A 15,196-nucleotide genomic window follows, 5' to 3' on the forward strand; every position below is an offset into this window, starting at 1 on the left:
AAACGGCTTGCACCGCCCATCAGCCGCAAGACCCCGCTGCCGCGAGAACTCCACAAAAGACGCGGGCGTCGACATGACCGTCACACCACCCGCGAGAGCGAGGGAGCATTCGCCCTCGCGCAGTGCCTGGCTCGCCAGATGGAGCGCGACCAGGGAGGAGGAACAGGCCGTGTCGACGGTGACCGCCGGTCCTTCCAGGCCGAACGCGTAGGCGATACGGCCGGAGGCGACGCTGCCCGCACTGCCGTTGCCGGCGTAGCCCTCGACGCCCGGTTCCCCGGCGACCAGGTTGGCGTAGTCGTGATACATCACGCCGGCGAAGACACCGGTGCGGCTGCCGTGCAGGCGGTGCGGGGGGATTCCCGCGTTCTCGAAGGTTTCCCAGGACGTCTCGAGCAGCAGGCGCTGCTGCGGGTCCATCGCCAGGGCCTCGCGGGGCGAGATGCCGAAGAGCGCGGGGTCGAACTCGGCGGCGCCGTCGAGGAAGCCGGCCTCGTCGACGTAGGTGGTGCCCACGTTGTCCGGGTCCGGATGGAAGAGTGAGCCGAGGTCCCAGCCACGGTCCGTGGGGAAACCGCCGATGGCGTCGGTCTCGTCCCGCACCAGCCGCCACAGGTCCTCAGGGGACCGCACTCCGCCGGGGAAGCGGCAGCCCATCCCCACGATGACCACGGGGTCGTCGGTCGGGTCCGGCGTGCCCTCCGCCGGGTTCGGTCCGGGTACCGGTACCGCGCCGGCCTTGCCGAGCAGCCGTTCCCGCAGGTCCGCGGCGAGGGCGCCGGGGGTCGGCCGGTCGAAGGCGAGCGTGGCGGGCAGGCGAAGGCCGGTGGCGGCGCTGAGCCGGTTGCGGAGTTCGACCGCGGTGAGGGAGTCGAAACCGAGGTCCTTGAACACCTGGGTGGAGCGGGGCGCCTCCCCGGCGTTGCGGCCGAGGACGGAGACGACCTCGGCGCCGATCAGGTCGAGCAGCGCCCGCTCCTGCTCCTCGGCGTCGAGTGTCACGAGCCGCCGGGTGAACGGGGTGCCGGTCTCGCCCCCCGTCGCGTCGCCCCCGCCGGACACGCCGCCGGCGGCGGCCGGCCGGTCCGTCGTGGGCGCCTGAACGAGCGCCCGGAGTACGGGCGGCGTCCGGGGAGCAGCCGCCAGTGCCGCATGGTCCAGTCTCATCGGGCAGAGCACGGCCTCGTCCCCGACGAGGGCCGCGTCGAAGAGCGCCAGTGCCTCGTCGGTGGCCAGCGGCGACATGCCGCCGCGTGTCATCCGTCGCCACTCGGCGTCGCCCAGCCCGCCGGTCATGGCACTGCGCTCGGCCCACATGCCCCAGGCCAGGGACAGCGCGGGCAGCCCCTGTGCGCGGCGGTGGACGGCCAGGGCGTCGAGGAAGGAATTGGCGGCGGCGTAGGCGGCCTGTCCCGGCGCGCCGAGGATCGCGGCCGCGGAGGAGAACAGCACGAACGCGGTCAGGCCAAGACCCTCGGTCAGTTCGTGCAGGTGGTGTGCGGCCTCCGCCTTGGGCCGCAGCACGACGTCGAGACGCGCGGGGGTGAGGGTCTGCACCACCCCGTCGTCGAGCACTCCGGCCGCGTGCACCACGCCGCGGAGCGGGCTGTGGCCGGGGATCGTGGCGAGGAGTCGGGCCAGTGCGTCGCGGTCGGCCACGTCGCAGGACTCGACGCGGACCGACATGGCGCCCAGTGCGGTGAGTTCGGCGGTCAGTTCCTCGGCCACGCCCGGGGCTCCCGTGCTCCGGCCGACGAGCAGGAGCGCACGCACGCCGTGAGCGGTCACCAGATGGCGGGCCACTGCCCTGCCGAGCGTGCCCAGGCCCCCGGTGACCAGGACCGTCCCGTCGAAACCGAAGCTGCCCGCGGTCGCGGGGGGCGCATCCTCGGGCGCGTCTCCCGCTGGTCGCCCTGAGGGACGGCCTGCCCGGATCAGCCGGGGCACGGTCACCGTACCGGCGCGCACCGCAGACTGGGGTTCACCGGCTGTCGCGACCAAGGTGGCGTCGAGTGAGCCGTCGGTGTCGAGCAGGCCGAAGCGGCCCGGGTGCTCGGACTGCGCGGAGCGGACGAGCCCCCAGGCCGCAGCACCGGCCGGGTCGGAGTCCGCGCCCGGGCCGACCGCTCCCCGGGTGACGAACACCGTGCGCGGCCCGTCCGGTTCGGCGAGTGCCTCCTGCACGGCCGCCAGCACCCGTCGGAGGGTATCCCGGACTCCGCCCGAGGTGTCGACGTCGAACAGGACCGTCGGCTCCTGCTGCGCGTTCCGGGTGACGGTGGGGACGGGTTCCCAGGCGAGCCGGTACAGCACGTCGGGAAGGGGGGCGAGGTCACCCGGCGCGACCGGACGCAGCACGAGTTCGCCGATGTCGAGGACGGGCAGGCCGTCCGCGTCGACCGCGGTGAGCGAGACCGACTCGTCGCGGACCCGGTGCAGCCGTGCCCGCAGTTCCGTCGCTCCCGAGGCGTGGAGCGTCACGTCGCGGAACGTGAAGGGCAGCCGACGGGCCCCGTCGTCGGGCAGGAGGTCGCCGAGGGCGACGCCCTGCAGGACGGAGTCGAGGAGGGCGGGGTGCAGACCGAACCGGCCGGCTCCCTGTGCCGTGGTCTCGTCGAGGCGGGCCTCGACGAGAGTCTCCCCGTTCAGCGTCCAGGCCCGGCGCAGCGCTTGGAAGGCGGGGCCGTACAGGAGACCGTCGGCGCCGGAGGCGCGGTCGTCCAGGTCGGTCTCGCGGGCTCCGGCCGGGGGCCAGGGCGGTGCCGGACGACCGGCGGCTCCGGCTCCGGCTCCGGCTCCGGCCCCGGCCCCGGCCGGAGCGAGCACGCCGTCGGCGTGCCGCGTCCAGTCGCCGTCCGCCGGCCGCGCGTACACGGTCACGGGGCGCCGGCCGACGCCGTCCGCCTTCCCCACCGCCATCTGCAGGCGGAGTTCGCCGTGCTCGGGGAGGGCCAACGGGACGGCGAGGGTGAGTTCCTCCAGGTGTGGGCATCCCACCCGGTCTCCGGCACGCAGCGCGAGTTCCACGAAGGCGGTCCCGGGCAGCAGCGCCACCCCGTCCACGACATGGTCCGCCGTCCAGGGGTGAGCGCCGGGGCCGAGGCGCCCGGTGAACACCCAGGCGTCGTCGTCCGCGAGCGGGACGGCGGCGCGCAGCAGGGGATGCCGCACGGTGTCGAGCCCCGCCGACGCCACGTCGGCGGAATCGTCTTCCGCGCGCAGCCAGTACCGCGCGCGCTGGAAGGCATAGGTGGGCAGGTCGACCCGGGACGCTCCGGCGTACCGGGCGGCCCAGTCGACGGGCACTCCGTGGACGTGCAGCGCCGCGAGGGCACGGCCGTGGCTGAGCACCTCGTCCTCGTCGCGGCGCAGCACCGCGGTCCAGCACGGACCGGCCGTGTCCTCGCCGCCCTGACCGAGCGTGGAGAGGACCGGGTCCGGGCCGAGTTCCAGGAAGGCGGTGACACCGTCGGCCACCAGTGCCCGGACGCCGTCGTGGTAGCGCACAGCCTCGCGCACGTGCCGCACCCAGTACTCGGGGTCGCGCAACTCTCCGGCGGCCGCGATCCGGCCGTGGACGTTGGAGACGACGGGGACGGCCGGATCCTGGAAGGGCAGCCGGGACACCACGTTGCGGAACCGTTCCAGCATCGGTTCCATCAGCGGTGAGTGGAAGGCGTGGCCGACCTTCAGCCGTCGGGTGCGGTACGCGGTGAGCCGGGCGGCGAGTTGGTCGAGGGCGGTCGCCTCGCCGGAGACCACGACGGCGCGCGGTCCGTTGACCGCGGCGATGTCGAGCTGGTCCTGCCGGCCTGCCAGCAGGGGGCGGATGTCGTCCTCCGAGGCCTCGACCGCCAGCATGGCACCGCCCGCGGGCAGTGCCTGCATCAGGGTGCCCCGCGCCGCCACCAGGGCACAGGCATCCGGCAGCGACAGCACGCCGGCCACGTGGGCGGCGGCGATCTCTCCGACGGAGTGCCCGAGCAGGACGTCCGGGCGCACGCCCTGGTGCTCGGTCAGCCGGAAGAGGGCGACCTCCAGGGCGAACAGCACCGCCTGCGCGTAGTCGGTGCGCTCCAGCAGCGCGGCCTGCTCGCTGCCCGGCTCGGCGAACGCGACGTCCTTCACGGGGGTGTCGAAGTACCGGTCGAGCTGGGCACGGACGGCGTCGAACGACGCGGCGAACTCCGGGTGGGCCGCGTACAGTTCGCTCCCGGCGCCGGGGCGCTGGGAGCCCTGGCCGGTGAAGAGGAAGGCGGTGCGGCTCCCGGGGCGCGCCGGCGGGGCGCCGGGTCCGACGAGGCCGGGGGACGTGGCTCCGTCGGCGAGCGCCGTGAGCCCGGTGCGGAGTTCGGCCGTGGAGCGTCCCAGGACGACGGCTCGGCGGGGAAAGGACGTGCGTGTGGTGGCCAGGGAGAGGGCGATGTCCTCGGGGGCCGCCTCCTGGTCGTGGGCGGCCAGCGCGCGCGCCTGCCCGCGGAGGGCCTCCGGGGTCCTCGCCGACAGCGTCCACGCGTACAGGGGCGGGACGCGGGATTCGGCGCCGTTTCGGGGGGACGCGCCGGGCCCGGACACCTCCCGCGGTTGCTGGTCGGCGTCGGTGGCCTGTTCCAGCACTACGTGGGCGTTGGTTCCGCTGATGCCGAAGGAGGAGACGGCCGCGCGGCGTGGGCGGCCGGTCTCGGGCCAGTCGGTGCGCGCGGCCAGCAGGCGCACGGTGCCCGCGCTCCAGTCGACGTGCGGGGTGGGCTCGTCGAGGTGCAGGGTGCGCGGCAGAACACCCGCGCGCAGGGCCATGACCATCTTGATGATGCCGGCCGCGCCGGCCGCGGCCTGGGTGTGTCCGATGTTGGACTTCACGGAACCGATCCACAGCGGGCGCCGCTCCGGTCGCTGCCGGCCGTAGACCGCCAGCAGGGCGTTGGCCTCGATCGGGTCGCCCAGGCCGGTGCCGGTGCCGTGCGCCTCGACCGCGTCGACGTCGTCGGGGGTGAGTCCGGCCCTCTCCAGTGCCTGCTGGATCACGCGTTGCTGCGCCGGCCCGTTGGGCACCGTCAGTCCGCTGCTGGCCCCGTCCTGGTTCACCGCGGAGCCCTTGAGCACCGCGAGGACCGGGTGGCCGTGGGCCCGTGCGTCGGAGAGCCGCTCCAGGAGGAGCATGGCGGCTCCCTCCCCCCAGCCGGTGCCGTCGGCCGCCGCCGCGAAGGGTTTGCAGCGGCCGTCGGCGGCGAGGCCCCGCTGCTGGCTGAAGTCGACGAACAGGTCGGGCGTCGACATCACGGTGACACCGCCGGCCAGTGCCAGCGTGCACTCCCCCTGCCTCAACGCCTGGGCGGCCAGGTGCAGTGTGACCAGCGAGGAGGAGCAGGCCGTGTCGACGGTGACCGCCGGTCCCTCCAGTCCGAGGGTGTAGGCGATGCGCCCGGAGGCGACGCTGGCGGCGTTGCCGCTGCCCGCGTACACCTCGACGCCCTCGGGCAGGGTGCCGAGGCGGGAGACGTAGTCGTGGTGCATGATGCCGGCGAAGACGCCGGTACGACTGCCGCGCACGGTCTCCGGGTCGATGCCGGCCTTCTCGAAGGCCTCCCACGAGGTTTCCAGCAGCAGCCGCTGCTGGGGGTCCATGGCGAGGGCCTCACGCGGGGACACCCCGAAGAAGGCGGCGTCGAAGCGGGCGGCGTCCTCGAGGAAGCCGCCCTCGCGGACGTATGAGGTGCCCTGCCGGTCGGGGTCGGGGTCGTAGACGGCGTCGAGGTCCCAGCCCCGGTCGGTGGGGAACGGGCCGACGGCGTCGCGGCCTTCGAGGACCAGCCGCCAGAGTTCCTCGGGGGAGGTCACTCCTCCCGGGTAGCGGCAGGCCATGCCGACGATCGCGATCGGGTCGGACTCCTCCGCCGAGCGCAGCTTCTCCTTGGTCCGGTGCAGTTCGGACGTGACCCACCGAAGGTTGTCGAGCAGCTTCTGTTCGTTTGTCATGGCGTGCGGACTCCAGTCGGTCAAGGTCGAATCACCGCCGGGGCGGGGCGTGGGCGCGGCGCGTGGGTCAGCGGCGCGCGACGCCGGTGTACTGCTGGGCGAAGGACGTGGTCTCCGCCGTGGAGGTCAGCAGCCGGTCGAAACGCGTGCGGCGAAGTCTGCGCGCGAGGAGCGGCTCGTCGGGGGTCACGTGCAGAAGCGTGGTCATGTGGTCGGAGAACTCCTGGCCGAGCCACACGCGTCTGAGCGCGGTGTCCGAGTAGGAGTCCAGTGCGTCCCGGTTGCCTGCCCGGTACCAGGAGGTGAGCGCCTCGGCGAGCAGCCTGGCGTCCTCTGCGGCGAGGTTGAGGCCCTTGGCGGCGCTGGGCGGCACGATGTGCGCGGCGTCGCCGACCAGGAACAGCCGTCGGTGCTGCATGGGCTCGGTGACATGGCTGCGCAGCGGGACGAGGGCGCGTTCCAGGATCTCGCCGGTCGGAAGCGAACCGGTGCCGCCGGCGAGGCGTGCGTCCAGTTCCCTCCAGATCTCCTCGTCGCTGCGGTCGTCGATGCCCTCATCGGGCCCCACCTGGAGGTAGAGGCGGCTCACCGTGCTCGAGCGCATGCTCTGCAGGGCGAAGCCGTGGTCACTGACCGCGTAGATCAGCTCGGGGGACATCGGGGGCGCGGCCGCGAGCACCCCGAGCCAGGCGAACGGGTACCGGTGGCCGAGTTCCACGCGGTCACCGGCCGGGACGGCCGCACGGCTGACTCCGTGGAAGCCGTCGCAGCCGGCCAGGAACTCGCACTCGACCTCCGTGGGCACGCCGTCGAGCGTGCACAGCACCCGGGCGCCGTCGGCCGTGACCGAGGCGATGCGGACGTCATCGACGCCGAAGTGCAGATACTCGCTCTCGCCGTCGGCGTCCCGGGCGGCGAGGAGGTCCTTGACGACCTCCTGCTGGCCGTACATCCACACCGAGGCGCCGCTGAGGGCCTTGAAGTCCAGCCGGTGCTTCTCACCGTCGAGGCGCCATTCGAAGCCCTCGTGAACGAGTCCCTCCCGGTCGAGCCGCCCGGCCACCTCCGCCTCGCGCAGCGTCTCGACGGTGCCCTGTTCCAGAAGCCCCGCTCTGACCCGCTTCTCCACGTGTGCGCGGGAGCGCCGCTCGAGGACGAGGGACGGTATGCCGTTGAGTCTCAGCAGGCGGGACAGGATCAGCCCCGAGGGGCCGGCGCCGATGACACACACCGGGGTACGCAGAGTTCTCGCGCTGGTGGTCATGTGCCGTCACGTCCTCTCGTGCCGCGGTGTGCGGCGCTCTCCTCGGCGCTCTCCTCGGCGCTTTCCCCGGCGCTTTCCCCGGCGGTGATCCGCAAGGCGCGGGCGGAGGCGGTGGCCTTCAGGAGCATCTCGTCGTACTCGTCGTCCGGGTCCGAGGCGAGCACGACGGCTCCTCCGGCCCCGAGCGTCCAGCGGTCCTGCCGGCGGACCATGGTGCGGATGACGATGTTGAGGTCGGCGCTGCCGTTGCAGGCCAGGAAGCCGAGGGAACCGGAGTAGACGCCGCGGGCGCGCTGTTCCAGGGACGCGATGATCTCCAGGGTGCGCAGCTTGGGCGCACCCGTCATCGAGCCGCCGGGAAAGCAGGCCTGCACGCAGTCGACGGTGTCGCCGTCCCCGGTGAGACGTCCCTGGACGGTCGACACCAGCTGGTGGACGGTGGCGTAGCTCTCGGCCGCCATGAGCACCGGCACCTGGACACTGCCGACCTCGCAGACTCTGCCGAGGTCGTTGCGGAGCAGGTCGACGATCATCAGGTTCTCGGCCCGGGTCTTGGTGCTGCGGACCAGTTCCCGGCGGATGGCCTCGTCCTCCTCGTGGGTCGCTCCACGGGGGGTGGTCCCTTTGATGGGCTTCGTCTCGGCCAGGCCCTGGCGGTCGATCTTCAGGAAGCGCTCGGGCGAGGAACAGGCCACCTCCATGTCGCCGAGGCGCAGAAAGGCCGCGTAGGGGGCGGGGTTGAGCCGTCGCAGTCTGCGGTAGGTCTCCCAGCCCCCGTCCCCGCCGGGCACTTCAGCGGAGTTGGTCAGGCAGATCTCGTAACTCTCGCCCTGCAGCAGGTAGTCCTGGCAGGCGTCGACCGCCGCGGTGTACGCGGGGCGGGTGAGCCGCAGGAAGGGTTCCACGGCGGCGGCCTCCACCGGCTGCGGCTCGGGAAGCGGGCGCAGGTCCGTCAGCAGGGCCGCAGTCTCGTCCAGCCAGCTCTCAGCGTCCGGCTCACGATCGCCGCCCGCGCTGAGGGCGAGGACCCAGGTGCGGTCCTTCTCATGGTCGACGGCGAGGAACCGGTCGGCGAACAGCCACACGGCGTCGGGTGTGGATGCCTGGTGCGCGTTGGGCGAGCCGCAGTCGGCCTTGACCTCGTAGCCGAGGTAGCCGACGTAGCCTCCGGTGAAGTCGAAGGGCAGCTCGGGCGCGTCGATCTCACGGCGCCGCAGCTCTCGGCGCAGGTAGTCGAAGACCGACTCGTGGTGCATGGCGGGTTCGGCGGAGTCGACCCGGACCTCCTTGCTGTCCACCGAGTAGCGCGCGACCTCCGCAAGCGGACCCGAAGCGTCGCCCAGGAAGGAGAAGCGCGAGGTGCCCTGCTCCACGCGCGCGCTGTCCAGCCAGAAGGCGTCGGCGGACCGTGCGTAGAGCGCGTCGAACGCCGCTTCGGTGTCGACGGCGTGTGCGAGTTCCCGCGTGTGCAGGCGATAGCGCCGTCGCTCCGTGTCTCCGAGGACCGGGCGGGGGGTCCGCGGGGCGGGCCCGGAGGTCACCGCGGCGGCGGCACGTCCGGTGAGACGCTGGTCCTGCCGTGTCAGGTCGCGGAAGTTGGACATCATCCGCAGCCCGAACTCGGTTTCGACGGACTCCGGGTGGAACTGCACCCCCCAGCGGGGCAGGTGCCGGTGGCGCAGCGCCATGACGACGCCGTCCTCGGCACGCGCGGTGACCTCGAGTCCGTCCGGCAGCGGCTCTCCGGCGGCCAGCGAGTGGTAACGGACGGCGCGGAACTCCTCGGGTATCCCGGCGAAGAACGGGTCGCCCTGATGCCTCACTGTCGTCACGTGGCCGTGGCGTGCCTGGGGCGCCGGCACCACCGCGCCCCCTTCGGAGGTGATCAGTCCCTGATGGCCGAGGCAGACCCCGAGCACCGGCACCGCGGCCTTGCGCAGCACGTCGGTGGAGATGCCGAAATCGCGGGCCCGCCCGGGGTGGCCGGGGCCTGGGGAGATCACCACGTTGTCGTACGCGTCGAGGTCCGGGAAGTCGGCCGTGTCGTTCGGCAGGACGACGGGCTCCTCCTCGTTGACCTGTGCGAGGAGGTGGAACAGGTTGTAGGTGTACGAGTCATAGTTGTCGATCAGCAAGGTACGCACGCGCTCACTCACTTCCTGCCGTCGGGCCGGGGCGCGAGCCGGACGAGCCGGTCGACGCATTCCTGGGCACGATGGGCCGGAACCACGGCTTCGAGGTGGCCGTCGGGCCGCACCAGCGCGATCACCGCCCGGGGACCGAACCGGCCGAGCAGGTCGCGGCGCATCCGGTCGCCGAGTGCGGCCAGGTCGTGCACCGCGGCGTGCGGCCTGATCGTCGCGGCCGCCGTACCGGCGAGATCCCTCCACTGCGGGCCGATGTGCTCGCCGGGCCACAACAGCGCCAGGTGGCCGCTTTGCGGGAGCAGCGGCGCGCCGGGGTCACGGCGGGTCGTGTGGTGGAACGGGACCCGGTCGCCGGGCGCCAGACGCCGGTGGAGCGGCGTCCGCCACAGCGGTTCGTCACGCTGGGCGTAGCTCAGCCCGGTCTGGCTCATCAGCGGAGCGACGACCTTGCGCAGGAAGCCGGAGGCCTCGGCGGCTCTCAGCGTCTCGTTCCGCCGCTCGGCCTCCTCCGGGCTCTGCGGGGCCGAGAGGTCCATCTCGGTGCGGATGACGGTCCGCACCTGTCCCACGGCGTCGCGTCGTTCCCTGTCGTAGGTGTCCAGAAGACTCGCGTCGTAGGCGCCGCGCACCACGCCGGCGAGCTTCCAGCCGAGATTGAGGGCGTCCTGGAGGCCCAGGTTGAGTCCCTGACCGCCGAGCGGCACCACGGAGTGGGCGGCGTCGCCCACGAGCAGGGCCCTTCCGTCACGGAAGCGCTCGGCCACCCCGGGGCGCGGGAAGTAGGTGCGCTTCCACAGCGCCTCGCCGAGCCGGTAGGGCAGGGCCGAGCGCTGGTCGACCATCTCCTGCCAGTCGGCGAGGGGTCTGTCGGCCCAGTCCTCCTCGTCCGGGGTCACGATGGTGGCCAGACGGCAGACCCCGTCAGGGAGGTGCACGAGCGGCAGCAGACCGGTCGGGGCGTAGTGGTACTCGACGCCGGAGACCACCGGTCCCTCGACGGGGAAGTCACCGAGGGAGATGCCCAGGGGGAAGAGCAGGCCGGGGTAGTGGATGTCCAGCAGCCGCCGGGTGAGGCTGCCCGCGCCGTCGGCGCCCGCGAGCCAGGGCACCTCGATCTGCTCGGTGGCGCCGTCATGACGCGTGAGCGTGACCCGGGGCAGCTCACCGGAGTTGTCGAGCCCGGTGAGCTCGGTGCCGCACTCGACGGCGCCGCCGAGTTCGACCAGGCGCTTGCGGAGGAGGTCCTCCAGCTCACGCTGGTCGATTCCGAGACCGAACGGGTGGGCGGCGTCCAGGTGCTGGAGGGGAACCGTCGCGAGACGGCGGCCCTGGGCGAAGAAGCTGACGTCGTGGGCCGGCCGGCCGCGGGTGATGAGTTCCTCGGTGATGCCCGTCTTCTCCAGGAGCTCCAGCATCCGTGGCCAGATCATCACGGCACGTGAGTGCGGGTCACCGTCGTCGAGGGAGGGCCTGCGCTCGACGATGCGGACACGGATCCCCTGGCCGAGCAGGTCGCAGGCGAGCAGGGAGCCGACGGCTCCGCCGCCGACGACGAGAACCTCGGGTGTGCTCATTTCGCCGCCGCCTCCTGGTCGCTGTGGCGCAGATGCTGTTCGATCGCCTCGGCCGCCGCGCGGGCGCCACCCGCCTGCGCCACCCGGTCCCGCATACGTGACAGGCGGTCCGCGGTAGCGGTGTCGCCGAGCACCGTGCGCACGGCGTCCAGGAGCACCGCCCCGGAAGCCGTCCGGTCCAGCCGCAGGCCGAGGCCGAGTTCCGCCACCCGGTCGGCGACGATTTCCTGCTCGACCATCTGGGGAACCACGACGAGGGGCGTTCCGAAGGCGAGCGCCTCCATCGTCGAACCCATCCCGCCGTGGGTGACGAACAGGCGGGCCTGCCTCAGCACGGACATCTGGGGGACCCGCGTGTGCACCTCGACGTTCGGCGGCAGAACTCCCAGAGACGCCGGGTCGGTGTCCTCGCCGACGGACATCACCAGCCGGAACTCGGTGCCCCCGAAGGCGTCGAGACAGGCACGGTAGAAGTCGGTGGCCTGGTTGAAGACGGTACCGAGCGAGACGAACACGACCGGTCGGCCGTCGTCGGGCCGCTGCCATTCCCCTTCGTCGGCCCGGCCGGTGAGGCTGGGGCCGACGAACCGGTAGTGGGGGCCGAAGGTCTCCTGCTCCGGCTGGAACGCACGGGGCAGGAAGGCGATGTTGAGTTCCTCCTCGAAGTCCATGAAGTCCTCGGGAGAGACACCGCCGAGTCCCAGCGCGGCGAGGTACTCCCCCAGGCGCCGCCCGAACTCCGCCTGGTTTTCGTCGTACGCCGCGGAGCGACCGGTGCGTGCGAGCATCGCGTCCATCAGCGCGTAGCGTCGGCTCGACGCCATGCTGGGGAAGAACTGGACGGCCCGGCAGCCCCACCTGCGCGCAAGGGCACGGCCCGCGAAGGGAACGGTGTTGTCGTAGACGACCGCGTCCGGGGGGCGGACACCGAATCGTTCCTCCGCCAGGGCGACCCTGTCCGCGCTGCCCTGGAGGAAGAACAGCGGCAGCGCGCTCGGGTCGTTGTCGACGAAGGCGCGCGGCGACTGGTTCGGCGGGGTGGCGACGTCGTAGCGGCAGACTGTCGCCCCGAGGCATTCCAGACGCGGGGCGAAAGACCCCGTGGTGAAGTACGTGACCTCGTGACCTCGTGCGACGAGTTCCTCGACGATGCCGAAGGTGGGCGAGACATGGCCGTGCGCGGCCACGCTGAGGAATGCGATGTGTGCCATGAGTGGTCCCCGGGCGACCCGCAGGTCAGATCCCGATCTCTCCGTCCAGGATGTCGAACAGCTCTTGGTCGGTGACGTCGCCGATGTCGGAGGCGGAGGCGTCGGAGCCGCCCGCCCTGCCGTCCAGCAGCGCCACCAGGGCCCGCAGGCGTTGCTCGGCGTAGCGCCCGGTGGCCGAACCGGCTTCAGCCGTCCCCAGGTCCGCCTCCAGCTGGTCGAGGATGCGGATCATCGACGGGGACGGCACCTCCTGTGTGGGCGTCAGTTCGTCGGCGAGGTGGTCGGCGACTGCGGCGGGCGTGGGGAAGTCGAAGACCAGTGCCGGTCCCAGACGCAGGCCGGTCTGATCGTTCAGCCGGTTGCGCAGTTCAACGGCGGCCAGGGAGTCCAGGCCCAGCTCCTGGAAGGACCGCTCGACGCCGACCCGTTCACCGCTCCGGTGCCCCAGCACGGCCGCCGTCTCCTGGGTGACGAGGTCGGCGATCAGCCGCCTGCGGGTCGCCTCGTCCGCGCCCCGCAGCCGCTCGCCGGAGAAACGGCTGGGCGTCTGCCCGACGGTGCCACGCCCACGGGTGGCCCGACCGGGACGGGTGGCGGGCGACGTCTGCCGCACTGCGGCCAACGCGGCCGGAGCGTCGGCCCAGGCGAGGGCGGCGTCCAGGAGGGCCAGCGCCTCGCCGGTATCCAGGGGCGCGGTGCCGCGGCGGGCCATCCGGGCGATCGCGTCCTCGCCGAGCCGCCCGGCCAGTCCCCGCTTCTCCGCCCACGGCCCCCACTGGAGGGAGAGCGCGGGCAGTCCGAGGCCGCGCCGCCACTGCGCGAAGGCGTCCAGGAAGCCGTTGGCCGCCGCGTAGTTGGCCTGGCCCGGACTGCCGTAGACTCCGGCCGCCGACGAGAAGAGGACGAAGGCCGTCAGGTCGTGCCCCTCGGTGACGGCGTGCAGGTTCTGGGCGCCCTGTGCCTTGACGCGCATCACACGGTCGAACCGCTCCCGGGTGAGCGTGGTGAGCGGCCCGTCGTCCACGACACCCGCCGCGTGGATCACCGCGGTCAGCGGCCGGCCCAGCCCGGCGACCACCGTCTCGAGGGCGGCTCGGTCGGTGACGTCGCAGGCCGCGAGCGTGACGGTGGCGCCCGACTCACGCAGGGGGGCGACGAGTGCGGCGTGCTCCTGCTCCGAGGCGCCCCTGCTGACCAGGACGAGGTCGCGCACCCCGTGCCGGGCCACCAGGTGGGCGGCGACCACGGCACCGAGTCCACCGGTGCCGCCGGTGACGAGCACCGCGCCGTCCCCCAGGGGCACCGACCTGGTCCTGGCAGGCTGGGCGGGGACGAGCCGGGGGGTCACCAGCTGCCCGTCGACCAGAGCCAGTTCCTCATAAGGTGCGGTCAGGGCGACGCGTAGCGGCAGGGCGTCGTCCCCGTTCTCCAGCACGCCGATCCTGCCGGGGTGCTCGGACTGCGCGGTGCGCACCAGGGCGCGCACGGCGGTATCCGCCGGGGAGCCGCTCCTCGCCGGGGGGACGAGGAGGAGCAGCCGGGCTGTGGAGTAGAGGGTGCTCTCGGCCCACTCCCGCAGCAGGGTCGCGGTCCGCCACACCGCTTCGTTCGTCCGTCCGACCGGGTCGTCACCGGCACCATCGGCCGGCAGCACGTCGTCGAGGGACCGGATCACCAGGTCGGGGTACTCGAGCGACTCCTCCAGGGACGCCAGGTCCGGGTGACGCGTGGCCGCCAGGGCGTCGGCCGTGGTGGCCGCCCCGGCGCCCACCACCGCCACGGTCCCGGTGAACTCCTCGTCGTGCCGCACCGCTTCCCAGCCGGCCCGCAGCAACGAGCCCTGGTGGTTCTGCTGTTCCGGAATCTCCATGCCGCGCAGCTTGAGGGACCGGAGAACGGCCACGGGCTCGCCGTCGCGGTCCGCGATGTGCAGGGCGAGTTCGTCCTCGCCGGGCCGGTCGAGCCGGACCCGGATCTCGGCCGTCCCTGGCCGGTGGACCGTGAGTCCCTGCCAGGAGAACGGGAGCCGTCCCGCCACGTCGGAAGCTCCCGGCGTGTCGACGAAGCCCGTGTGCAGGGCCGAGTCGAGCAGTGCCGGGTGCAGGGCGTGACCGCCCGCGTCCAGGGCGACGTCGTCGTCGAGGCGGACTTCCGCGAAGACCTGGTTGCCGAGCCGCCAGGCCCGGCGCAGCCCGCGGAACGCGGGGCCGTAGTCGAAGCCCATGACCTCGGCGCGCCGATAGGTCTCCTCGACGTCCACCGGCTCGGAACCGGCAGGCGGCCAGGGGCCCGGGACGTCCGCGACCGCCGGTTCGCTCACCTCGGTCACGACTCCCACCGCATGGCGGGTCCAGTCAGCCTCCGGTTCCGCGGCGGGCCGGGCGTGAAGGGTGACGGACCGTCGGCCCGCGTCGGCGAGCGGACTCACCGTCACCTGCAGGTCCACGGCCGCACCGGCCGGCAGGACCAGCGGCGCCAGCACGGTGAGTTCTTCGAGGTGCGGGCATTCCGCTTCGTGGCCCGCGTACCGCGCGATCTCCACGAACGCGGTGCCGGGGAGGACGACGGTGCCGTTCACCGTGTGGTCGAGCACCCAGGGGTGCGTACGCCCGGAGACGCGGCCACTGAAGAGCAGATCATCCGAATCAGCAAGGCGCAACGGCGCACCGAGCAGGGGATGGCCCCCGCTCTCCCCGCCCCGACCGGTCCCCGGCCGGGGCCAGCAGCGGTCCCGCCGGAACGGACGGGCCGGCAGGTCCACGGCATCCGTCATCCCCGGGCCGTAGTAGGCGGCCCAGTCCACGGAGACGTCCCAGAGGAAGAGTGTGCCCATCGCCTCAGCCACGGCCTGCTCCTCGGAGCGGTCGGGGCGCAGGAGCGTGGTGCAGCCGTGGATGACCGAGCTGCTGTCCGTCTCCTGGGTGAGGCTGTCGAGGCTGTCCTGGGCCATGGCGGTGAGGACACCACCCGGCCCGAGCTCGACGTACCGCGACACACCCTCCGCGGCCAGCACCCCCACACCCG

The 15,196-nt window shown here is 72.9% G+C and carries 6 protein-coding genes; all 6 read right to left on the minus strand.

The window, feature by feature from the left end:
• A partial coding sequence (locus tag ACZ5C2_RS38045) for a type I polyketide synthase (RefSeq protein ID WP_468801474.1) occupies nt 1–5,976 on the minus strand: 5,976 nt, incomplete at its 3' end.
• A 67-nt stretch (nt 5,977–6,043) separates the two neighbouring features.
• Complete coding sequence (locus ACZ5C2_RS38050) at nt 6,044–7,240, minus strand: 4-hydroxybenzoate 3-monooxygenase (protein ID WP_468801476.1); 1,197 nt, start codon at nt 7,238–7,240, stop codon at nt 6,044–6,046.
• Nucleotides 7,237–9,384, minus strand: coding sequence for an aminodeoxychorismate synthase (gene pabB / locus ACZ5C2_RS38055; protein ID WP_468801478.1), 2,148 nt, complete (start codon nt 9,382–9,384; stop codon nt 7,237–7,239). The genes ACZ5C2_RS38050 and pabB overlap by 4 nt, the downstream gene beginning before the upstream one ends.
• 8 nt (nt 9,385–9,392) lie before the next feature.
• Nucleotides 9,393–10,961, minus strand: a complete 1,569-nt coding sequence (locus ACZ5C2_RS38060; protein ID WP_468801480.1) for an FAD-dependent monooxygenase — start codon at nt 10,959–10,961, stop codon at nt 9,393–9,395.
• Nucleotides 10,958–12,172, minus strand: a complete 1,215-nt coding sequence (locus ACZ5C2_RS38065; RefSeq protein WP_468801481.1) for a macrolide family glycosyltransferase — start codon at nt 12,170–12,172, stop codon at nt 10,958–10,960. The genes ACZ5C2_RS38060 and ACZ5C2_RS38065 overlap by 4 nt, the downstream gene beginning before the upstream one ends.
• 25 nt (nt 12,173–12,197) lie before the next feature.
• Nucleotides 12,198–15,196 (minus strand): type I polyketide synthase (locus ACZ5C2_RS38070; RefSeq protein WP_468801483.1); only part of this gene is annotated, 2,999 nt, incomplete at its 5' end.

This window comes from Streptomyces sp. NPDC031365, from assembly GCF_055569765.1.